Consider the following 22,802-nt stretch of genomic DNA (forward strand, 5'->3'; position numbering starts at 1 on the left):
TCAGAGAAGAATACTCCTCGCCTTTTCCAGACCCGCAATAAGGGCATCTACGTCCTCTCGGGTGTTGTAAAGGCCGAATGACGCCCTGGTTGTGGAGGCAACGCCGAAGCGTTCCATCAACACCTGGGCGCAATGATGGCCAGCGCGCACCGCCACACCCTCGCCGTCCAGGATGGTGGCGACGTCGTGGGCGTGCATGCCCGTTGTCTCGAACGATAAGATCGCGCCCTTGTCTTCGGCCTCGCCGATGACGCGAACCCATTTGAACCGGCCGATTTCCTTGCGTGCGTACTGGTAAAGCTCGAGTTCGTGCGCCTTGATTGCCGCGCGGTCGAAGCCCTTGAGGTACTTGATCGCAGCGGCAAGCCCCACGGCCTCGATGATCGGCGGGGTCCCGGCCTCGAAGCGATGCGGCGGCTCGGCATAGGTAACCTTGTCCTCGGTGACTTCGGCGATCATCTCGCCGCCGCCGTTGAAGGGCCGCATGGTCTTCAGGTGCGCCCGCTTGCCGTAGAGCGCGCCGATGCCGGTCGGCCCGTACAACTTGTGTCCGGTGAAGGCGTAAAAGTCGGCGTCGAGATCCTGCACGTCGACCTTTTCGTGCACTGCACCCTGGCAACCGTCGACCACCACCGGAACGCCCTTCGCATGAGCGATCTGGATGATCTCCTTCAGCGGATTAACCGTGCCGAGCACGTTCGACATATGCGTGATGGCGAGAAGTTTGGTCTTGGGCGTGATCTGAGCCGCCACGGCGGACGGATTGATCGAACCGTCTTCGCGCAGCTCGACCCACTTCAGCACCGCGCGCTTGCGCTCGCGCATGAAGTGCCACGGCACGATGTTCGAATGGTGCTCCATTTTGGTGAGCACGATCTCGTCGCCGGCGGAAATGCGCGGGGACAGGAACGCATACGACACCAGGTTGAGCGCTTCGGTGCCCCCCTTGGTGAAGATGATCTCGTCCGAATGCTTGGCGTTGAGGAACTGCTGCACGGCAACGCGTGCTTCCTCGTAGCGCTGGGTCGCGGCGGCGGCAAGCCGATGCACACCACGATGGACGTTGGCGAATTCGCTGGTGGCGAACTCGGTCATCGCGTCGAGCACGAACTTCGGCTTTTGCGCCGAGGCGGCGCTATCGAGATAAGCAAGACGCCGGCCGTTGACCGGCTTCGACAGAATCGAAAAATCGCTGAGCGGCGGAACAAAACTCATTTCGCGGCCTCCATGGCACGCGGCAACGCCGCTTCGATATCGTGCCAGATGGTTTCCTTGAGCGTGTCGTTGCCAATGACGTCGACCGCTTCCTCGAGGAACGCATTGATGAGCAGGCGGCGGGCGTCCTTTTCGGGAATGCCGCGCGAGCGCAGATAGAACAGCGATTCCGGATCGAGATCGCCGACGGTGGCGCCATGGGCGCACTTCACATCGTCGTTGAAGATGATCAGTTCGGGCTTCAGGTCGGCTTCGGCGCGCGGGCTCATCAGCAAGGCACGCGCAGTCTGGCGGCTATCGGACCCCGAAGCGCCGTCACGCACGGTGATCTTGCCCTGATAGACGGCGCGCGACTTGCCGCCCGCCACGTGCTTGAAGAGCTGCGTCGACAGGGTCTTGCCGGCGGCGTGTTCGATATGGGTGGTGACATCGGAATGGGCTTCATGCCCGAGCACCGCCACCCCCGACAGATGGGCCTCGGCGCCCTCGCCACCCAACACGATATGCGCTTCGGTGCGCGACAGGCGCGAGCCGAAATTGGCGAAATGACCGTAGTACTTGGCGTGTTTCGCCAGTTCCAATGCCATCAGTTCCACGGTGAACGACCGCGGCGCAAGCGGCGCGCAGCGCACATGCTGCAGTTCAGCGCCTTCGGCCAGCGTGATCTCCACGCCGACATTGCGCAGATATCCGGCATCGTGCGCGTGCGGCTCGAACACTGTGGCCGAGGCCCCCTGTTCCAGCACGATCAGCCAGCGCAGGTTTCCCTGCCCGCCGATCTCGAGCTTGATCGGCTCGGCGATATGCTTGCCCTTCGGCACGCGAAGCGCCACGCCGCCTTCGGAGAAGGCAAGCGATGCCTCGACCATGGTGCGGCGATTGCCGACATGGCCCAAGGTCTTCATCACCCATTCGGGCGCGTCCTGCACCGAAAGGTCGAACAGTTCGACGCCTTCGGGCAAATGCTCGATGTTCCACTTGGCGGTGCCCGCTTGCGCCACCTGTCCGGCGTCCAGCACCGCGCGCAGGTCAGAATAGCGCCAGTGCTCGAAGCGGCGATGCGGCATGCCGCGGACGCGGAAGCTGTCGAGCGCCTCCGTCCGCCGCGCCTCGCGCTGCGCCGCCGCACTCATGCCGGCACCTTCACGACGTCGGCATAGCCCTTCTCTTCGAGTTCGAGAGCCAACTCCTTGCCGCCTTCCTTGACGATCTGTCCGCCCGCCAGCACATGCACGCGATCGGGCACGATGAAATCCAAGAGGCGCTGATAGTGCGTGATGACCAGCATCGAGCGGTCCGGCGCGCGCAGGGTGTTGACGCCTTCCGCCACCAATTTCAGCGCGTCGATATCAAGGCCGCTGTCGGTTTCGTCGAGGATCGCCATTTTGGGTTCGAACAGCGACATCTGCAGGATTTCGAGGCGCTTCTTCTCGCCGCCCGAGAACCCGACGTTGAGCGCCCGCTTCAGCATCTCTTCGGAGACCTGCAGGTCCTTTGCCTTGGCGCGCACCAGCTTCAGCATGCCCATGGCATCGAGTTCGGGCTCGCCACGTGCGCGCTTCTGAGCATTGAGCGCCGATTTCAGGAACATCATCGTCGTGACGCCGGGGATTTCGACCGGGTATTGCATGGCGAGGAAAATGCCCTTCGCCGCGCGTTCCTCGGTCTTCATCTTCAAGAGGTCTTCGCCGTTGTAGACGATCGAGCCGCCTGTCACCTCATAGCCGTCGCGGCCGGCCAACACGTAGGAAAGCGTCGACTTGCCCGATCCATTCGGGCCCATGATGGCGTGCACCTTGCCGGTTTCGACCTTGAGGTTGAGACCTTTGAGGATTTTCTTGCCGTCGACACTGACGTGGAGATCCTTGATTTCAAGCATCACCCGACGCTCCCTTCCAAGCTGATGCCGAGAAGCTTCTGGGCTTCCACGGCGAATTCCATAGGCAGTTGCTGCAGCACTTCCTTGCAGAAGCCATTGACGATGAGCGCCACCGCCTCTTCCTGACTGAGGCCGCGCTGCAGGCAATAGAACAATTGATCTTCGGCGATCTTCGACGTGGTCGCTTCGTGCTCCAGCCGCGCGCTCGGATTGCGGCCCTCGATATAGGGCACGGTGTGGGCGCCGCACTTGTCGCCGATCAGAAGGCTGTCGCACTGGGTGTAGTTACGGGCGTTGATCGCCTTCGCATGCACGCTGACGAGACCGCGATAAGTGTTTTGCGCCTTGCCGGCCGAAATACCCTTAGAGATGATCCGCGAGCGCGTGTTCTTGCCCAGATGGATCATCTTGGTGCCGGTGTCGGCCTGCTGGTAGTTGTTGGTCACGGCGACCGAATAGAACTCGCCGATCGTATCGTCGCCGCGCAGGATGCACGACGGATACTTCCAGGTGATCGCCGAGCCGGTTTCGACCTGCGTCCACGAAATCTTCGAACGGTGCCCGCGGCAGTCGCCGCGCTTGGTGACGAAATTGTAGATGCCGCCCTTGCCGTTCTCGTCGCCGGGATACCAGTTTTGCACCGTCGAATACTTGATCTCGGCGCCTTCGAGCGCGACCAACTCGACCACGGCGGCGTGAAGCTGGTTCTCGTCGCGCATCGGCGCGGTGCAGCCTTCGAGATAAGAGACGTAGGAGCCCTCGTCGGCAATGATCAGGGTGCGTTCGAACTGGCCGGTCTGGCTGGCGTTGATGCGGAAATAGGTCGACAGCTCCATCGGGCAGCGCACGCCCTTCGGCACGTAAACAAAGGTGCCGTCGGAAAATACCGCCGAGTTCAGGGTGGCAAAGAAGTTGTCGGTCACCGGCACCACCGACCCGAGATACTTGCGCACCAGATCGGGATAATCGCGGATCGCTTCGGAGATCGGGCAGAAGATCACGCCCGCCTCGTTCAGTTTCTCTTTGAACGTGGTGGCGACCGAAACCGAATCGAACACCGCGTCGACCGCGACACCCGCCAGCATTTTCTGCTCGGAGATCGGGATGCCGAGCTTCTTGTAGGTCTCGATCAGCTTGGGATCGACCTCATCCAGGCTCTCGTACTTTTCCTTGTCCTTCGGCGCAGCGTAGTAATAGGCGTCCTGGTATTCGATCTTGGGATAGCGCAGGCGCGCCCAGCCGGGCTCGCGCATTTCGGTCCAGCGCCGGAACGCCGCCAGACGCCAATCGAGCATCCATTCCGGCTCGTTTTTCTTGGCCGAAATGAAACGCACGATATCGGCGTTCAGGCCCTTGGGAGCCATCTCCGTTTCGATGTCGGTGACGAAGCCGTACTTGTACTTCTCACCGAGAGCGGCAACCTGGTCTTTGGTATCTGAACCGGCAGACATTCCCGCCTCTTATGCGGCGGCGCGCGAACGGACGCGCGCCACAAGGTTGGTGATCGACTTTAAAGCCGCTTCGACGTCCGCCTGGGTGGAATTCCATCCGAAGCTCGCGCGCAAAGCACACGCAGCAACATCATCGTTAACGCCCATCGCGGCAAGGACGTGCGACCGTTTGACCTTGCCTGACGAACAGGCGGACCCCGAACTTAGCATCACGGCGTCGATGTCCAAGGCCATCAACGCCGTTTCTGCGGCAATCCCAGGCAGAGCAAAATACGAGGTGTTGGCAAGCCGCGGCGTCTCCGCCCCGAAAACAGCCACGTCCGGCGCAATCTCGCGCAAAAGCGCTTCAAAGCGATCACGCAGCGCCGGATCGGCCGTCTCGGTTGCGGCGATGGCCGCAGCCGCACCGAAACCGGCGATACCTGGAACGTTTTCGGTACCAGCACGCAGGCCCCGCTCCTGACCGCCACCCGCCATCGGCGACGCAAACGGTACGCCGGGTTTGAGAATCAGGGCGCCGCAGCCTTGCGGCCCACCGATCTTGTGCGCCGACAGGGTCAGATAGTCCGCACGCGGCAGCGGAATGCGCCCGGCGGCCTGCACGGCATCGACCATCAGCAGTGCCCCGGTTTCCGCTGCCAGCGCCGCTGCCTCGGCCACCGGCTGGATGACGCCGGTCTCGTTATTGGCGGCCATCAGCGCGACCAGGGCTCGTCCCTTGCCCTCGCGCAATCCTGTTTTCAGGGCCTCCATGTCGGCGACCCCGCTCGACGTCACGGGAATGGTCTCGAGCCGCAGTCCGGCAAACCGGTCGGCGATCGCCGCCGTATTGGCGAGCACCGAAGGATGCTCGATCGCCGAGACGAACAGCCGGGTGATCCGGGCGCCACCCTTTTCCAGGCTATCGGCTGCACCCTGCACCGCGCCCCACAGAGCCAGCATATTGGCTTCGGTGGCGCCGCTGGTGAAAACCACCTCGGCAGGCGTAACGCCGGCCAGCGCAGCCACCTGGCCGCGCGCGTCCTCGATCAGCGCGCGCGCCGCGCGGCCGGCCGCGTGTACCGACGAGGCATTACCGCCGAGCGCGAAGGCGCGTTCGGCCGCAAGTCTCGACGTATCGCGCAGAGGCGCCGTCGCATTGTGATCGAGATAGGCCATCTTGCTTTCAGTGTGGTGCGTTTACGCGGCTACGCGGTCGCCGCCTTCACCCTCGCCGGGGGTCGTTCCAAGCTGGGCCCTGCCCAATACGCGCTTTTCGACAACATCGGCGAGCGAAACCGACGACAGGAACACATGAATCTGACGTCCGAGCTCTTCCCACAGATCGTGGGTAATGCAGCGTGCGCCCTGACTGGCGCAGCCCTTCGGACTGCCGGGCTTGCAGCGGGTCGCGGTAATCGGCTCGTCCACGGCCATGATGATATCGGCCACCCGGACTTCCTCCGACGGCCGGCTGAGCCGGTAACCGCCACCGGGCCCGCGTACGCTGGAAACCAGCCCGCTGCGTCGGAGCTTGGCGAACAGCTGCTCGAGATAGGACAGAGAAATTTCCTGTCGCTCCGCGATATCCGCTAGGGAAACCGGGCGGCCGGCCGCTTCGTGCTGGGCCAGATCGGCCATCGCCATCACGGCGTAACGTCCTTTGGTGCTGAGCCTCATGTCGCTACTCCAAATCTTGCGCGAACGCCTTCCCCCGAGTTCGTTTTCCTTGCGCAACAGGGGGCCGACTGGTGTAAGAACAGCGCGGCCGGGACGCATCGCGTGCTTTCACCTGTGATATAGATTTCCTGAGTGCCCAGGTCAAGAATTGTACTGGGCTTCCTTACAACGAAATCGCTATGTACATGATTTTGATCGAATTTGATTCACAGAACAAAGTTCCCCAATTCCCTAAAGCGGTAGCGGCCGCGGCTCTTATGAACCCGCCGATTCGGAGTGCCTATGCCTGACATCATCCTCCCCGGCCCAGCCGGACGCATCGAGGCCCGCTACCAGAAGCAGAAGACCCCCGGCGCGCCGATGGCGCTGGTGCTGCATTCGCATCCGCAGTTCGGCGGCACCATGAACAACCCCTTGGTGTACGACTTGTTCCACATGTTCCACGGGCTCGGCTGCACCACGGTGCGCTTCAATTTCCGCGGCGTCGGCCGCAGCCAGGGCACGTTCGATTCCGGCGCCGGCGAGTTATCGGACGCCGCGGCGGTGCTCGACTGGATGAACACGCTGTACCCGAACCCGTCCTTCGTCTGGATTTGCGGCATCAGTTTCGGCGCCTGGATCGGCATGCAGCTCCTGATGCGGCGGCCCGAGATCACCGGCTTCGTTTCGATCGCCCCGCCGGCCTCGATGTACGACTTCGCGTTCCTGGCGCCCTGCCCGGCTTCGGGCCTGATCCTGCATGGCACCAAGGACCTCGTGGTGCCGGAACCCGACGTCCAGAAGCTGGTCGACCGTCTCACCGCCCAGAAGGGCATCAAGATCACCTACGAGAAGCTCGAAGGGGCCAACCACTTCTTCGACAAGAAGGAAGCCGAGGTGGTCGAGATGGTGAAGGAATACGTCAACGAACGCATGGTCCATCCGTACGACCACCGCTGACCGTTATTGCAGCCGTCTTTGGACCCGCGGCTGCTCGCCGTTGGGCCTGACATTGCCCTGGGCGCCATAGGGTCCTAAACAGCCTTATCGGCATCAAGGGAAAAGTGTCATGGCCAACGCGCCCCAATTCAAATCCGAATTTCTTCGCACGTTCGCGGAGCGCGGTGCCTATTACGCCTCGACCGACGACGCCGGCCTCGACGAAAAGTTCTCCAAGGAACGCGTGACCGCCTACATCGGCTTCGACTGCACGGCGCCGTCGCTGCACGTCGGCAGCCTCGTCCAGATCATGACCCTGCATCGCCTCCAGCAGTGCGGGCACAAGCCGATCGTGTTGATGGGCGGCGGCACGACCAAGATCGGCGATCCGTCGGGCAAGGACGAAGCCCGTCAGCTCATCACGCCGGAGAAGATCGCCGAGAACAAGAAAGGCATCTTCCAGGTCTTCGAGAAGTTCCTGAAATTCGGCGACGGTCCGACCGATGCGATCATGGTCGACAACGCCGACTGGCTCGACAAGATCGAGTACATCCCGTTCCTGCGCGATGTCGGCCGCCACTTCTCGGTCAACCGCATGCTGACGATGGACAGCGTCAAGCTCCGGCTCGAACGCGATCAGCCGCTCAGCTTCCTCGAATTCAACTACATGATCCTGCAGAGCTACGACTTCGTGGAGCTCTACAAGCGCTTCGGCTGCTCGCTGCAATGCGGCGGCTCGGATCAGTGGGGCAATATCGTCAGCGGCACCGATCTCGGCCGCCGTCTGACAGAGGCGCAGTTGTTCGGCCTCACCTCGCCGCTGATGACGACCGCATCCGGCGCCAAGATGGGCAAGACCGCCGCGGGCGCCGTGTGGCTCAACGCCGACATGCTGAAGCCGTACGATTACTGGCAGTTCTGGCGTAATACCGAAGACGCCGACGTCGGCCGCTTCCTCAGGCTTTTCACCGACCTGCCGATGGATGAGATCGCGCGTCTCGAAGCGCTGCAAGGCGCCGAATTGAACGACGCCAAGAAAGTGCTCGCCACCGAAGCGACCGCCATGGCGCATAGCCGCGCTGTCGCCGAAGAAGCCGCCGAAACCGCGCGCCGCACCTTCGAAGAAGGGACGATGGCGGAAGGTTTGCCGACGTTCGAGATCGAGCGCGCCAAGCTGATCGGCATGCCGGTGACGACGCTCGCCAATCAGGCCGGCCTCACCTCGTCGGCCAGCGAAGCGCGCCGATTCATTCAGGGCGGCGGCCTCAAGCTGAACGATGCCGGCGTCTCCGACGTGAAAGCGGCCGTCAGCGAAAGCGACATCACCGCTCAAGGCGTGTTGAAGCTCTCGGTCGGCAAGAAGAAGCACATTCTCGTCAAGCCGGTCTAGGCGCCGCAACCACGAAGCAATTGGACAATGGCCGGGGTCACTTCCGGCCATTTGCTTTTCGCCTCGCCCGTTCAACCCCCGTTCATCGCAGCCTGTCCGCTCTGCGGCAATCGAGCGTCACGATCTCTACGCGACCTACGTCGGTACCGAATAGATGGCGTCCGACCATAACGGTGACGTTGCCGCCCGCCGGACATTCTTCAAACGCGAAGCCAGACGATGTAGCAGATTCAATCCGTCACAACTTGCCGACATGAATGTTCGAAATGCCCGCAAGCAGACCAAACACGCTCAAAAGCCAGAGCACCACGCCGATCACAACGACGGCGTTGAGGATGTTCTTGATCTTGCTGTCCATGGGAATGTAGGTGTTGACGAGCCACAGCAGCACGCCGACGACGATCAGTACGATAATAAGGGTGATGAGCGGCATAAGTATCTCCTTCGAAGTTCGCAGGATTTAATCGCGGGCCGTCTGGCGCGATCGAACTTCCGCGTCGCGCTTTCTTTGCCGCCTCTAGAGCGGTGATCGGTCCATCGCGGAACAAATAGGCCCGTAAGTTCCTGCTCGCGGCTTGGCCGCGACGCCGTTACCATTCCGGGCAACAGCATTATCTGAGAAGAGCATTGCGGCAGACAGGCTCGGAAATTACTCATGCCCATTGGGTGTGTGTGGTTTAGGCCGCCCCCATCTGTGAGTAGATTCCGGTCCTGGCACCAACGGTCGGATGATCTTAATTATATTGCTGATATAGCAGCCGGAATCGCTGTATGCGCTGAGCCGCTCCGAACGACGCTGACACCCTTAAAAAAAGCGGAAACCGGTATTCATCAGAAAATGCACGTGGAGGAGGCCTATGTCTTCCAGATCGATGCAGATAACTTCGTTGATGGTCGCCCTTGCGTTCACGCCTGGGGTGCTACGGGCGCAGACGGTCACGGAAGTCACCGCGCCGAAGAAAATTGCGGCACTAGTGTCGTCGAGTTCGGCACTCAACGTTCCGATCGAAGAAATCGCAGAGACGTTGGAGGGATGTGCCGTTCTGGACAAGGACTTTCCAGGGCTGCGTGCGCACACGATGTACTATTTCTTCAAGACTATGAGCCTCAATCAAATCGCAGCAATGTCCCACGGACAGATCACGGCCAACATGCTAGTTCAGGCACAGGCCGATTTGTCGGACTTGCCGATCAGGGTCGTCGCCCGGCCCCTCCATCAAACCGATGGCGAAAATCTGGACTTCGCGCCGCCCGACCACCGAGATGACCGCACCGATAACGTCCACAAATAGTTCCTGGCAGTGAGAAGCGCAGGCGACTAATCGCCGTCGTGCGCCGGCTTTGCTTTCGGCTTCGGCACCGGTACCGCGGTAGGCGGCAGATTGTTGGACGGCGCGTTGGCGGCATTGGGCATGCGGCCTTCGAAGATGCGGCGCAAGATGCCAGGCGCCAGCGCCGAGAGCGGATTGACGCTCACGCTCGGCTCGTCGGTGTTGCCGGTGACGCTGTAGGTCATGCCGATGATGCCCTCGCCCTCTTTCGAGGTGATGAGCGTACCGAGGAGCGGGATATTGCCGAGCACGCTGTTGATGCCGAACAGCGGCACCAGCGAGCCTTTGAGAGCAATGACGTTTTTGGGTCGGTCGATATAACCGTCCGCCGAAATGCCGATCGCGGGCCCGGTAGCGCGCACATCGTGCACCGAGATGACGCTGTTCTTGGACGAGAACGGAACTTCCAGCGTCGACACCTCGACACCTTGCCCCTGCATCAGATTGGCGAGACCAACCAGCGAGCCGACGGTGAACAGACGCGCCAGGAACGGCTGCTTGAGAACTCGGAAATCCTTCAGCGTCGCCTTGCCCTGAAAATCGGGGGCGTTGGCGGGCGTCGGCTGATCGGCGGCAGTCGGGAAAGTGGCCGCAATATCGAGCTTGCCACCCTTCATGCTGGTGAAGCCATAAAGCCCTTGCAGGAGGAGCCCCATGTCGCTGGCGGACACGGTAAGACGCCGTCCACCGTCCTGCGGCGCGATGCTCATCGAGATCGCGGCGGACTTCGACAGATTGCCCGACATCGACAGCGTAGCGGTGCGGTCGGCGATCCCCACCATGTCGAGAGCGAAGTTCGAAATCGCCACGCCGTCACGCAGCATCAGCCGGTCGAGATGGGCAGAGATGCGGAAGGGTTCGTCGAACTTGGCGTCACCGCCACCAGCCCCTTGTGCACCGATGCGCGAGCCGTCGAGCGACCGGCCGCGAATGGTGAGATCGCTGCCCGAAGCGTTGCGCGTCAACGTCAGCGAGAAATCGTTCTGCGGCCCCAGCCGGCTCGACGGCACCTGTAGTACCGCCAGATGACCACCTTCGAATTTGGCGTTGGCATTGATCGAAGTGCCCGGTCCGGAGACACGAATGCCGATGGTGTCGAGCGTGCTTTCGGCAGCGAAACCGGCGGCGAGCCGCATCGTCATCGGGAAGCCGGCAGGCTTGTTGACGCCGATATAGTTCAACGTCACCACCGCAGGCGTCAGATCGAGCGTAAGGTTGCCTTGTTGCAGTGCGCCACGACGCCCCGTCAGCGTCCCCGTAATGCCGATCGGTCCTTTCAGATAATCCTTGAGCTTGAGACCAAGCGTGGCGCGAGCGGTATCGTCGACTTGCCCCTTGATCGAAAGGCGGGTCGTGATCGGGTTCTTGGCGGAGAATTCCTCCGTCCATTCCAGCGCCAGCCGCGAAGCCGAGCCGCCCAGGCCGGACGTGCCCGTCGCCTTCAGCCGGTCGTTGGTGATGGCGAACGTCACATTGCCGTCGGAGAGCTGTGTCGCCTTGCCGAGCAGCAGACCGAAACCGGTGACCTGCGCCCTGATATCGAGACCGATGCGATCGACCGTCACCGATTTCAGCAGCGGTATTTTGATGGAGAGATCGACACTAGCCTCACCCTTGGAGCTAGCAACGTTGACCCCGAAGCGCGAAGGGTACCGCAGGTTTCCCATGTCGACCAGCGCCAGCACGTCGGGCATTGCGCCCTGGACGCGGCCGGTCACGACGCCGATCTCCTCTGCCGCACTGAAGTTCGGAATCTCGAAGCGCGCGTTCTTTATGCTCAACGGGCCGATACGGCCCGAAGCGATATCGGCAGAGAACGAATTGCCGGTCACCGTCGCGGTGCCACTGACCTCGGTCAGATGCGTGAGGCCCTTGATGTAGATCACTTCGGCGTTGCTGACGGGGAACTTTACCGCAATCGCCTCAGGCGGCAGCGCCGGCTGATCGAGTATTCCCGGAGCGAAGTGGATCGCAAAATTTACCGGCCCTGCGGTGCCGTTGGGCATGTTGGCATCGACCCAGTCGCGCCCACCCTGGGCGGCACCAAGCGGCCAATAGCGCACCAGATCGCGGACTTTCATCGCCCCGATCGTGCCCGTCAGATCGACACCGGCGGACTGACCATCTACAAGCGCAATCTGCCCCGATGCCTGAAGGCTGAACGGAGCTCCGCCGATCGCCAGCTTCTCGATGAGGAACTTGCGTGTGGCGCGCTCCCATGTCCCCTTGAGATCGACGCTATCGAAATCGACGGGTTTGGCGAATACGCCCGGCCAAGCAACGCCGATCCGGCCGATCCGCAATTCGCCGGAAAGTCCGGTAACGTCGCCCGCCGGATTGACCGCGAAGCCGAGGCGGCCACGCAGCCGAGTCTTGATCTTGTCAGCGTCGACCGTGGCCTCGTCGAGCACCACCTGCTGCTTAATGCCGTCATAATGCCCCTTGGCGGCGAGGTGGGACACATGCACGTCGCCATTGCTGACATCGGGCACAGCGAAGGTCCCGGTGCCGGCCGCAGCAAAATGAGCAGCAACGAGCTTGGGACCGTCGATCGTGAAGGTCCCGTCGAGATCAAGCTTCAGGGCCGTGTTCTTGACTGCCGCGAAAGCGTTCGAGTTGGCGGCCAGCGAATGCAGCGACAATCCGGTCACCGCGATATGTCCGGTTACCGGGCGGGCGTCGGACGGAAACACGACGTCGCCTTTGACGCGCGCCGGAAAGCCGGAGATCTCCATCTCGGCATTGAAGACCGAGGACAGATCGCTCCCCTTGCGGCGCAGGGAGAAGTCGGCGCGAGGCGCCACGATGAAGAGTTTCGTACTTTCGTCGTAAAAGGCGAGCCGCGCCCGCCGGACAGCGAAGCTGTCGAGGGTGGAAGGTCCCTTGCTTTCCTTCAGCGCGTCCTGGATGCGCTTAAGGATGTCTTCTTCCTGCCGGTCCTTGCCGACACCGAGACGCAAACCGCCGTCGGCTGTCCGCACCAGGGTCAGTTGCACGCCGACCAGGATGATCCGCCGGACTTCTATTTTCCCTCGCAAGAAGGGACCTGCGCCAATGTCGATATCGGCCTTGGGCGCCTGAGCGATGATGCGGCCGTCGCGGTCGAACACACGGGTGCCGAGAATGACGAGATTGATCTTGCCCTCGTCCCGCTCCCACTCGACCGCCGCTTGGTCGTATTTCACGGTGATGCCCGGCAGCGCGCGATCGATCGCATCGGCGAGCGATCCGGCAAACGGTCCAAGCGAAACCGGCCCGATCAGAAGCCGGATACCAGCCCCGATGACGAACAGGAGAAAAGCGGCTGCGATACCGGCGGCAACCAGTCCTGCGCGACCGAAATGGTGCGCTTTGACCTTTTGCCGCAGCAGTGCGATCGGGTTCACTAAGGTTTCCGCCCCTTCAAGATCCGCGCCGCCCGTGCCGCCGGGTATTGCGCGGAATCGCGCCGCAACGCACAGTATCGCCTATACAGCTTAACGGCCTGTTCACCACCTAAACTCTGGCACACGAATGGACCTCAAGCCCGGCGACAAAGCACCCGCATTCAAACTCGCCACCGATGGGGGCGGCGAAGTATCGCTCGCCAGCCTTAGGGGGAAGCCCTTTGTCCTCTACTTCTACCCCAAGGACAACACCACTGGTTGCACTCGGGAGGCTATCGATTTCACCCGGCTGGCCAAGAAATTCCAGGATCTCGGCGTTGAAATCATCGGTGTTTCCAAAGACAGCACAACTTCCCACGATCGTTTCAAGGATAAACACGGCCTGAAGCTCATGCTCGGGTCGGATCCCGAAACAAAGATGGCGCAGGCTTACGGTGTCTGGATCGAGAAGACGCTCTACGGCCGCAAATCCATGGGAATGGAACGGGCGACCTTCCTGATCGACAAGGCGGGCAAAATCCGGGCGGTTTGGCGGAAAGTTAAAGTTGATGGCCATGCGGAGGCCGTGCTCGCAGCGGCAGGAGAGCTTTGAGTGCGACAAACTCGCGCAAACTTTTCCCTCCGCGATTAACCGCGCGCTCCTTTTTCTGGGGCAACAGCTTGAACAAGCGCCGGGAATTCGGTGAAATGCCGTCACTTGGGGTTGGCGCTCAAAAAGACGCCCAAAAGGGAAGTGGTGACATGGCGGAGTCGCTCCTGGAGCGCGCTTGGGCGTGGCTACACGAGACTTTTCCTGAACGCCAAGTCTATATCCGCAGCGATGGGCGGGTTCAGTTCTTCACGTTCAGCCCTGTGTTTCAAGCCACGCTCGCTGGCCTCGGCCTGATTTTCCTCGGCTGGGTCGCGTTCGCCACGGTCAACGTGATCTTCAAGGACCGCATCATCGCGGCCAAGGATCATCGCTTCCAGCAAACCGTCCAGAACTACGAAATCCGCGTCGCCGACCTGCAGACTTCCTACGAAGAATCGAACGGCGCGCTGGTGACGGCGGAAGACCGCTTCAAGGAAGTGGCCGACGAGCTGCAGACCAAACAGAACATCATCTGGAACGTGCTGAGCCGCAAACGCGAGGTCGACGCGATCCTCAACCGGCGTGATACGACCGGCCAAGCGGCGCATGAAGTTTTTGACGGCGGCAAACCCGGCGATGCGCTGGACGCTGCGCCTCCCCCGCCGTCGGCGATCCAGAGCACTGCGGGATCGTCGGACTTCACCGTCACGCCGCAGCCGGTCAAGCCGCAGCCGCGTTCAGCCAAGCCGACCAAAGCCAGCATGCTCGATTTCGGCTCCACCGTCGGCCGCCTTGCCGGCGCAATCTTCGGCCGCCGCCAAACCGCCGATATCTCGCCCGAGGTGATCGCGCGCCATCCGGTGTTGCGGCAGCTCGCGTTCCAGACCGAGCGCATTCGCCGTCTCAGCGCCAGCCAAACCATGCTGATGGCGCGCACGCAGGGACAGGTGGAAGAAGGCATCACCAGCATCCGTTCCATTTTGAAACGTACCGGCATCAACCCCGATCAGTTCACACAGCGCGTGCGGGGCAGCGAAGGAGTCGGCGGACCGGAAATTCCGCTGTCGGCTGTCTCCATCGAGGGCGTCAGCGATACGGCTTTCCAGCAGGCCTATCTGAAATCGTCGGCCCAGCTCACCGAAATGACCGAGCTATTGGGCGGCCTGAAGCACGTTCCGCTGACCACCCCGGTTGCGGGCGCCGCGTTCGAACGGACCAGCGGCTTCGGCGCGCGCGTCGATCCTTTCACCGGCCGCTATGCCTTCCATCCCGGCGTCGACTGGTCGGGGCCGACCGGCGCCACGGTGCGTTCAACTGCGCCGGGCGTGGTCGTCTGGGCCGATTACCGCGGTGGCTACGGTAAGATGGTGGAAATCAATCACGGCTACGGTATTCACACGAGATACGCACATCTGTCGTCGATCCTGGTGCATGTTGGGACCAGGGTGGGAGAAAACGCACCGGTCGGAAAACTCGGATCGACCGGACGCAGCACCGGACCGCATGTCCATTATGAGATCTGGTACGACGATGTGGTGAGGAATCCGAGAAACTTCATCGAGGCAGGGCGATATGTTCTCCAGTAGGAAAGACGAAAAAGTCACGATTCCGGCGCCTCCGCCGCCGATGCAGAACCCGGCGGCCGCGCGCAACAAGCCACGGGTGCCATCGGCTCCGTCGATCATCAGCTCCGACCTTGTGGTCGTCGGCACGTTGAAGTCGACCGGCGACGTCCAGATCGATGGCCGCGTCGAAGGCGACGTCTACGCCGCCTGCCTCGTGATCGGCGAGAAGGCCCTCATCCACGGCGACGTGGCGGCCGAGGAAGTGACCGTCCGCGGCCGCGTCGAAGGTGCGATCCGCGCCCGCAAGGTGCTGCTCGCCGCCACCTGCCGCGTTCAGGGCAACATCCTGCACGAAGCATTCGCGGTGGAAACCGGCGCCTACTTCGAAGGCAATTGCCGCCACGCCGAAAACCCACTGGCCGACGTCGCCGAGAAAGCCGCCGTGCCGTCCGCCGTTTCGGCTCCGACGCCCGTGCCGCACCACGAGCCCGCGGCCCCGACGCTGGTGTCCCGTCCGGCCACCAATGCCGCTCCGGCTGCGACCTTCACGCCGCTGAAGTCGTAAGCGGCCCGTACGAGATAGAGAACCCCGCTGCGGGCGACCGCGGCGGGGTTTTGCTTATTCGAGATCTTCGATGTTCTCGGCCTTCTTGCCGCCGATGGCTTGCGCCAGGGCTGCGGCCATGAAGGGATCGAGATCGCCGTCCAGCACGTCGTCGGGCGAACGGCTTTCGACGCCGGTACGCAGGTCCTTCACCAGCTGATAGGGCTGCAAGACATACGAGCGGATCTGGTGGCCCCAGCCGATGTCGGACTTTTCGCCGACGAAGGCGCCGGTTTCGTCCTGTTTCTTCTTCAGCTCGATCTCGTACAAACGCGACCGCAACATCTCCCAGCAATTGGCGCGGTTCTGGTGCTGCGAACGTTCGGTCTGGCACGACACCGCAATGCCGGTCGGCAGATGGGTGATGCGCACCGCGCTCTCGGTCTTGTTGACGTGCTGGCCGCCCGCACCGGAGGCGCGATAGACGTCGATGCGCACGTCCTTTTCGGGAATGTCGATCTCGATCGTCTGGTCGATCACCGGATAGATCGTCACCGACGAGAACGAGGTGTGCCGCCGCGCATTGGCGTCGAACGGCGAGATGCGCACCAGCCGGTGCACGCCCTGCTCCGTCTTGAGCCAGCCGTAGGCGTTCGGGCCCTTCACCAGGAGCGTCGCCGATTTGATGCCGGCACCCTCGCCTTCGCTCTCTTCCAGCCACTCGAGCTTGTAGCCCTTGCGCTCGGCCCAGCGCGTGTACATGCGCAGCAGCATCTCGGCCCAGTCCTGGCTTTCGGTACCGCCGGCGCCGGCATGGATTTCGAGATAAGTGTCGTTGCCGTCGGCTTCGCCCGACAGCATGGATTCGAGGCGCTGCGCCTCGGCTTCCTTGGCGATGGCGGCGATCGTGGCTTCGCCGTCGGCGATCATGGCGGCGTCGCCCTCGGCTTCGGCCATTTCGATCAGGCCGCGCCCGTCGTTGAGTTCGTTTTCGAGGCGGCGAATTCCGGCAATGCCGGCTTCCAGCTTCTGCCTCTCGCGCATCATCTTCTGCGCGGCTTGAGGATCATTCCAGATCGAGGCGTCTTCGGCCTTGGCGTTCAGTTCATCGAGACGGCGGACAGCTCTGTCCCAGTCAAAGATGCCTCCTCAGCAGGGCAATCGCCTGCTGGATTTCGTCGATGGCGCGTTCGGTTTCGGGGCGCATGGTCTTCCAAATCAAAGGGTTGGGGAGCGGGATATAGGGGTTCGAGGGGCGGAGCGCAATTGCCTCATCGGGCCGTGGGTCTCAACATCTGCTCTCGTTTAAGCCGCAAACCGCAACCGCTTGATCTTTGATTTTCGGATTCGCACCGAAGGGCTCCCCCCCTCCCCCCCGGTACATTCGTTTTCACGTTTTCGGTGGGAGGGGCCTACTCAATTTTTGCAACGACCGGAATCGAATTCGAAGCCTTCTAAATCGGTACCAAACTCCTGCCCGGCCTCCAAAATCGTCTCGCTTCCGGCGCTGATATCGGAACGCATTTGCGGGCGCCGAGCCGCACCTCATTCTCAGGACCATTCACAAGACAAACAGCCGGACGGACTCGACGTAGATGTAGGCACGCGTTGCGGAACGACAAGGGCGGAGTTGATGGCGGACGGATTACAACGCGCAGATACGGGGAGCCAGTCATGGCCCGCGCAAAGGTCTTCAAGTTAGGCAAGAGGCAGGCTCTGCACATTCCCGAGAAATTTGCGCTGAAGGGACCAGAGGTAGACGGATCAAAGCGGTGCAGGCGGTGAATTGGGGAGACAGTTGGGTGCATTTACGGGCAACGTTCGCTCCGCGTCTTCGCGTGAATCTATGGTGTAACGAGCCCCCCTTGTCATCCTGCGCCTACGCGCAGGCTGACACTTCCCCCCACGGTCCTAGTGCCGGTGGATGAAATCTTGCGCCCGTGTGGGGCAGAAAAGTGGGCACGGTCTTCTGCGCTCGCGAGACAGAACTTGCGACGCAGACAAGGTGGGCGTGGGCTCACTGCCTTTAATCGCGCGTCACTGTGGCTCGCTCGGTCTCTCGATGGCGGTGGACCGTCGTTGCGCGGCTCGCTCAGTCTCTCGACGGTGGTGGACCGTCGTTGCGCGGCTCGCTCGGTCTCTCGACGGTGGCGAGCCGTCGTTGCGCGGCTCGCTTAGTCTCTCGATGGTGGCGGACCGTCGCTGCGCGGCTCGCTCAATCCCGCGACGGCGGAGGGCCGTCGTCGCGATCGTCGTAGCGGCCATGATCGTCGTAGCGGCTGCGGTCGTCGTAACGGTCGCGATCATCGTAACGGTCGTCGCGGCGGTGGCGGTAGCCGAAGGGCGGCGGGACGTCGTTGCCTTTGGCAGCCATGCATTGCGCATAGGCGATATCGTATTGGCGCTGCATGCCGTACTGCGAGCGTTCGGTCTGATTGCTGCCGTATGCGGCACCGCCGACGCCGCCGGCCGCCGCGCCGATGCCGGCGCCATTGCCGCCGCCGATGGCTCCGCCCAGCGCCGCGCCGAGACCGGCACCGAGGATGGTGGTGAGGATGGCATGGTCATTGGCGTTCTCAGCCCGGCCGGCAACGCGGCCGTCGGCGAAATCGCGGCAAACATAATCGTCGTGCTGGAACGCGTCCCACGACTTGCCGGGGCCCGGCGCGACGGCAACATCCGGCCCTTCCGGCCGGGTGGCGCACCCGGACACGATTACCGCTGCGATAACCCCGGCCACGATTGCCTGTGCTTTCATCCGACATTCTCCATCACGTCCCGAGACAGAACGCTTTCCCTGCCGAAGAGAGGAACTGCTGGAGATGAATTCCGGTTCAGGCGCGCGGCTGTGCAAAAGAAAAGCGCGCCGGGCGGCGCGCTGATCTCGCAACGTCAAGATGGCTGCCAGCCTAATACAGCCCGCCCGTTCCCTCCTCCACACCGGTCGCGCCGGAGGTCGGGGCGGTGGTGGCAGGCTGGTCGCCGCCGATCACCATCGGAGGCGGCGCACCGGGTTCGCCGGGCGCGGAGCCCTGCTTGAAGGCTTCCTGAATCGAGCCGGGCGTGCCGGGCGGAACCACGGCACCGGTCAGGCGGTCGACGTTGACGAACTCGATCCCCGGCGGCACGCGGAACGGCGTCGCCGGCTTGTCGGCGAGCGCGCCCTTCATGAAATCGCGGAAGATCGGCGCGGCAACGGTTGCGCCCTGCTCGCGCTTGCCCAGCGTGCGCGGATTGTCGAAGCCGACATAAACGCCGGCGGCGAGATCGGGCGAGAAGCCGATGAACCAGACGTCGCGGCTGTCGTTCGAGGTGCCGGTCTTGCCTGCCAACGGCTTGCCGACGCTGGCGACGGTGACGCCGGTGCCGTTCTGCACCACACCTTGCAGGAACGAGACGATCTGATAGGCGGTGCGCGGGTCCATCACCTGCTCGCGCGTATCGTCGAGCAGCGGCTCGGACTGGCTGTGCCATTCGGCATTGCAGCCGTCGCATTTGCGTTCGTCGTGACGCCAGATGGTCTTGCCGTTGCGGTCCTGGATCTGATCGACCAGCGACGGCTGGATTTTCTTGCCGCCGTTGACGAACTCGGCAAAGCCGGTGGTCATCCTGAGCAGCGTCGTGCCGGTCGAGCCGAGCGAATTGGCCAGCAGCGGATCGAGATGATTGTAGACGCCGAAGCGTTCGGCGATGGGGGCGATCTTGTCCATGCCCACCGCCTGCGCCAGGCGCACGGTCATCAGGTTCTTCGACAGAACGATGCCGCGCCGCATAGTGGCGAGCCCGATGAAGTGCTTCTCGAAGTTTTCCGGACACCACATCGGCATGCCCGGCCCCTGCTGCATGCAGAACGGCGCGTCGAGGATTTTCGCGGTCGGCGTGAAGCCGTTGTCGAGCGCGGCGGCATAGACGAACGGCTTGAAGGTCGAACCCGGCTGCCGGAGCGCCTGCATGGCGCGGTCGTATTGGCTGGAGTCGTAGGAGAAGCCGCCCGACAGCGCCAAAATGCGCCCGGTATGCGGATCGATGGCGACGATGCCGCCGTTGACTTCGGGCACCTGACGCAAGCCGTAATTGCCGCGCTTGTCGATGGCTTCGACGTAGATCACGTCGCCGACCTTGACGACGGCCTGCGGCTTGGACGGCGCGGCGCCGACTTCCATGTTGGCGAGCTGCGGCCGCGCCCACTGCAGCTCCTTGAACGGAATGATCGCCGCCTCGCCGTTCGACAGTCCGATGCGCACATCGTTGCCGCGATAGCCGAGCACGACGGCGATATCCCAGCTCTCGATGCCGGAATGATTGCCGAGGCCCGTCAACGCCGCCTTCCAGTCGCCGGTGACGTCGATGCTCTTCTTGGCGCCGCGCCAGCCGTGACGGCGGTCGTAGCGCACGAGGCCCATGCGCAGCGCGTTCACGGCGTAGTTCTGCAGCCGCGCGTCGAGCGTGGAACGGACCTGCAAGCCGCCGTCGTAAAGCTGCGAACCGCCGAACTTGGAATAAAGCTGGCGGCGCACTTCTTCGACGAAGTACTGCGCGTCCTGGGTCTGGCTGCCGAGCGGCCGGGTGTTGGCGCGCAAGGGTTCGGCCTTGGCGGCGTCGGCCTGCTCGCGGGTGATGTAGCCGTTCTCTTCCATCTGGCCGATCACCCAGTTGCGGCGATTGATGGCGGCCTCGTAATGGTAGCGCGGATCGTAATGGCTGGGCGCCTTGGGCAGCGCCGCCAGGAACGCCACTTCGGAGATCGTCAGTTCATCGAGCGATTTGCCGAAATAGTTCAACGCCGCCGCAGCGACGCCGTAGGAGTTCTGGCCGAGATTGATCTGGTTGAGATAGAGCTCGAGGATCTTGTCCTTCGAATAGGCCGAATCCAGGCGCAGCGCGAGCACGGCTTCCTGGATCTTGCGCTTGAGCTTGACGTCGGCATTGAGCTTGAAGTTCTTCGCCACCTGCTGGGTGATGGTCGAACCGCCTTCGGGACGCTTGCCCGCCGCCACGCGACCGACATCCTTGATCGCGGCACGCAGGATGCTGGACACATCGATGCCGGGATGACTGTAGAAGTTGCGGTCTTCCGCCGAGGTGAAGGCGTTGATGACGAGCTTGGGCACGAACGCGATGGGCACGAAGACGCGCCGCTCGCGGGCGTATTCGCCGATCAGGGTGCCGTCGCCGGCATAGACGCGGGTCGTCACCGGCGGCGCGTAATTCTGCAGATCCTTGACGCTGGGCAGGTCGCGCGTCACCCACCAGACATAGCCGACGGTGCCGAGGGCAACCACGCCGACCAGGACGAGCAGGCTCAGTCCGGCATAGAGCGCAATGCGATGCCCGCGGAAGCGGCCCAGCGATCCGAACGTCGGCAAACGGCGGCGGCGGCGCGGCGGTGGCGGCGGGTCGTCATCTTCGGGACCGTAACTGTCACCACCTACCTGGCGGTCGCCGAAACCATCCGGCCGCCCCAATTCCCAAGGCGCCGTCTCGCGCGAGCCGGACGGTGGCGTTGCTCCCGGTATCGAACCAGGCCGCGGAAGATCGTCGGAATCGTTGCTCATGAGAACTGCTGAAAAACCGCTTCGTTGACACTATTCATCCGAAGCGCGAACCGCTGCCGGTCCGGCTTCCGCCGCGGTCATGAACTGGCGGTCCACGGCCGCCGCAATGGCGCGGGCAACTCTAGCGCGCCAGCTGTCGGTTTGCATCTTCCTCGCTTCGTCCGAATTGGTCATGTAGCCCAGTTCGATCAGGACCGAAGGGACTTCCGGCGATTTCAGCACCAGAAACGCAGCATCGCGGTGCGGCTTGTGTGGCAAGATGTCCGTTTCGCTGCGCAGCGAGGCAATCGCCGCCTCGGCGAAACGTGAAGATTTGTTCATGGTGTCGCGCTGCGACAGGGCCAGCAGAATCGAGGCGACATCGTTGTCGCCCGCCCGCTCGGCGCCGGAGCGCTTGTCGGCTTCGTTTTCCTTTTTCGCCACGGCGCGCGCCTCGGCGTCGGAGCCCTTTTCCGACAGGGTGTAGATCGACAGCCCCGACACGCCCTCGTTGGGATGCGAATTGGCGTGGATCGAAATCAGCAAGTCGGCGTGCCAGCTCTGGGCGATGGCGCGGCGCTCCGGCAGTTCTACGGCAACATCGCTATCGCGTGTCATGTGCACGGTATAGCCCCGCGCCAGGAGCACGCGCTCGAGCTGCAACGACACCGCCAGCACCAGGTCTTTTTCGGCCTGCCCGTCATCGGAATGGGTGCCAGGATCGGTGCCGCCATGGCCGGGGTCGATGACGATCACCCGTTTGATACGGCTACGCAGCGGCGGCGGGTTCTTGGGCAGGGCGGCAAGCTGGGCCGCGGTATCGCGGGCGCGCAGGTCGGACGGCCAGCCGGCGGTGCGGTCGAATTTGGCCTGGGTGGTCGGAAACAGGTCGAACACGACGCGATAGCCGGAGCCGTTGACCGGCTCCAGCACCATCGGCTCGCCCACGGCGACGGGCTGGGCCAGATCGATCACGAAACGCGAATTGCCCTTCCGGAATGTGCCGTAGCGGTAGCTCCTCACGGCACCGAAGCCGCCGGTCCGCGGCGGGCCCTCGAGGTGCCACTTCACCGAGGGCATGTCGATCACCACCCGGTTGGGGGTGTTGAGGGTGAAGGTGCGCATCGCGATCGGTTCGGACAACTCGACCACGAACCGGGTGCGGTCGTCATGCTGGCCGACGCGGACGCCGATCACCATCGGTTCGCGCGGCTGCTGGACCGGACGGGTGTCGGCTTTGGGAGCGTCGCGCAGGACCTTGTCGATGACATCGTCGACCGTCTGGGGAGACTGGGCGGCGGCCGAGCCGATCAAAAGCACGGCCATGGCGGCAAGTACGCATTCCCGCATCAATCGCAT

At 62.8% G+C, this 22,802-nt stretch carries 18 protein-coding genes; 6 read left to right on the forward strand and 12 right to left on the reverse strand.

All coding sequences use genetic code 11. From position 1 onward, the window contains the following. The 6 genes from FHS84_RS00670 to FHS84_RS00695 are packed head-to-tail and all read right to left on the reverse strand — an operon-like array spanning window position 1 to window position 6,204. Complete coding sequence (locus FHS84_RS00670; RefSeq protein WP_166929235.1) at window positions 1-1,215, reverse strand: cysteine desulfurase; 1,215 nt, start codon at window positions 1,213-1,215, stop codon at window positions 1-3. Then, window positions 1,212-2,348 (reverse strand): Fe-S cluster assembly protein SufD, encoded by a 1,137-nt coding sequence (gene sufD, locus FHS84_RS00675; protein WP_166929238.1) that lies wholly within the window; start codon window positions 2,346-2,348, stop codon window positions 1,212-1,214. The genes FHS84_RS00670 and sufD overlap by 4 nt, the downstream gene beginning before the upstream one ends. Further along, a complete protein-coding gene (gene sufC, locus FHS84_RS00680; RefSeq protein WP_166929240.1) occupies window positions 2,345-3,094 on the reverse strand; it encodes a Fe-S cluster assembly ATPase SufC in 750 nt (249 codons plus the stop codon). Before sufC ends, sufD begins: the two co-directional genes overlap by 4 nt. Beyond that, entirely contained in the window at window positions 3,094-4,545 is a 1,452-nt protein-coding gene (gene sufB / locus FHS84_RS00685; protein ID WP_166929242.1) for a Fe-S cluster assembly protein SufB, read from the reverse strand. The genes sufC and sufB overlap by 1 nt, the downstream gene beginning before the upstream one ends. A gap of 9 nt (window positions 4,546-4,554) precedes the next feature. Further along, the gene (locus FHS84_RS00690; protein ID WP_166929244.1) at window positions 4,555-5,703 is read right to left on the reverse strand and encodes a cysteine desulfurase family protein; all 1,149 of its coding nucleotides are present in this window, start codon (window positions 5,701-5,703) and stop codon (window positions 4,555-4,557) included. Window positions 5,704-5,724: 21 nt separating this feature from the next. Then, window positions 5,725-6,204: an Rrf2 family transcriptional regulator gene (locus FHS84_RS00695; protein ID WP_166929246.1), complete on the reverse strand. Its 480-nt coding sequence runs from the start codon at window positions 6,202-6,204 to the stop codon at window positions 5,725-5,727. 282 nt (window positions 6,205-6,486) lie between these two features. On the opposite strand from FHS84_RS00695, the gene FHS84_RS00700 reads away from it, so the two are divergent. After that, on the forward strand, window positions 6,487-7,143 hold the full coding sequence (locus tag FHS84_RS00700; protein WP_166929249.1) for an alpha/beta hydrolase: 657 nt from the start codon (window positions 6,487-6,489) through the stop codon (window positions 7,141-7,143). Between the two features lie 109 nt (window positions 7,144-7,252). Continuing rightward, window positions 7,253-8,512: a tyrosine--tRNA ligase gene (gene tyrS / locus FHS84_RS00705; protein WP_166929251.1), complete on the forward strand. Its 1,260-nt coding sequence runs from the start codon at window positions 7,253-7,255 to the stop codon at window positions 8,510-8,512. A 238-nt stretch (window positions 8,513-8,750) separates the two neighbouring features. On the opposite strand, the gene FHS84_RS00710 is transcribed toward tyrS, so the two are convergent. After that, the gene (locus FHS84_RS00710) at window positions 8,751-8,945 is read right to left on the reverse strand and encodes a Thivi_2564 family membrane protein (protein ID WP_166929253.1); all 195 of its coding nucleotides are present in this window, start codon (window positions 8,943-8,945) and stop codon (window positions 8,751-8,753) included. A gap of 424 nt (window positions 8,946-9,369) precedes the next feature. Here FHS84_RS00710 and FHS84_RS00715 point away from each other — a divergent pair, with 424 nt between their 5' ends. Continuing rightward, window positions 9,370-9,804, forward strand: coding sequence for a hypothetical protein (locus tag FHS84_RS00715; protein WP_166929256.1), 435 nt, complete (start codon window positions 9,370-9,372; stop codon window positions 9,802-9,804). 26 nt (window positions 9,805-9,830) lie between these two features. Here FHS84_RS00715 and FHS84_RS22140 read toward each other — a convergent pair whose 3' ends face one another. Further along, the gene (locus tag FHS84_RS22140) at window positions 9,831-13,229 is read right to left on the reverse strand and encodes a YhdP family protein (protein ID WP_166929258.1); all 3,399 of its coding nucleotides are present in this window, start codon (window positions 13,227-13,229) and stop codon (window positions 9,831-9,833) included. 127 nt (window positions 13,230-13,356) lie between these two features. Between FHS84_RS22140 and FHS84_RS00725 the strand changes: the two genes are divergently transcribed. The 3 genes from FHS84_RS00725 to FHS84_RS00735 all read left to right on the forward strand — a co-directional run bounded on the left by FHS84_RS00725 (window position 13,357) and on the right by FHS84_RS00735 (window position 15,930). Continuing rightward, window positions 13,357-13,821: a peroxiredoxin gene (locus tag FHS84_RS00725; RefSeq protein ID WP_166929260.1), complete on the forward strand. Its 465-nt coding sequence runs from the start codon at window positions 13,357-13,359 to the stop codon at window positions 13,819-13,821. 149 nt (window positions 13,822-13,970) lie between these two features. Continuing rightward, the gene (locus FHS84_RS00730) at window positions 13,971-15,386 is read left to right on the forward strand and encodes a peptidoglycan DD-metalloendopeptidase family protein (protein ID WP_166929262.1); all 1,416 of its coding nucleotides are present in this window, start codon (window positions 13,971-13,973) and stop codon (window positions 15,384-15,386) included. Further along, the gene (locus FHS84_RS00735) at window positions 15,373-15,930 is read left to right on the forward strand and encodes a bactofilin family protein (RefSeq protein WP_166929264.1); all 558 of its coding nucleotides are present in this window, start codon (window positions 15,373-15,375) and stop codon (window positions 15,928-15,930) included. The genes FHS84_RS00730 and FHS84_RS00735 overlap by 14 nt, the downstream gene beginning before the upstream one ends. 54 nt (window positions 15,931-15,984) lie before the next feature. Here FHS84_RS00735 and prfB read toward each other — a convergent pair. The 4 genes from prfB to FHS84_RS00755 all read right to left on the reverse strand — a co-directional run bounded on the left by prfB (window position 15,985) and on the right by FHS84_RS00755 (window position 22,802). After that, window positions 15,985-17,116, reverse strand: a protein-coding gene (gene prfB / locus FHS84_RS00740) for a peptide chain release factor 2 (protein ID WP_425061550.1) whose coding sequence is annotated in 2 segments (ribosomal slippage) — window positions 15,985-17,049 and window positions 17,051-17,116 — 1,131 coding nt in all. Because the reading frame shifts where the segments join, the coding sequence is not laid out codon by codon here. 1,008 nt (window positions 17,117-18,124) lie between these two features. Beyond that, window positions 18,125-18,667 carry a glycine zipper family protein gene (locus FHS84_RS00745; RefSeq protein WP_166929268.1) on the reverse strand — a complete coding sequence of 181 codons (543 nt, stop codon included), beginning with the start codon at window positions 18,665-18,667 and terminating at the stop codon, window positions 18,125-18,127. Between the two features lie 151 nt (window positions 18,668-18,818). After that, window positions 18,819-21,464: a penicillin-binding protein 1A gene (locus FHS84_RS00750; RefSeq protein WP_166929270.1), complete on the reverse strand. Its 2,646-nt coding sequence runs from the start codon at window positions 21,462-21,464 to the stop codon at window positions 18,819-18,821. Between the two features lie 30 nt (window positions 21,465-21,494). Then, the gene (locus FHS84_RS00755) at window positions 21,495-22,802 is read right to left on the reverse strand and encodes an N-acetylmuramoyl-L-alanine amidase (RefSeq protein ID WP_166929272.1); all 1,308 of its coding nucleotides are present in this window, start codon (window positions 22,800-22,802) and stop codon (window positions 21,495-21,497) included.

The organism is Rhizomicrobium electricum (assembly GCF_011762045.1).
Lineage (GTDB): Bacteria > Pseudomonadota > Alphaproteobacteria > Micropepsales > Micropepsaceae > Rhizomicrobium > Rhizomicrobium electricum.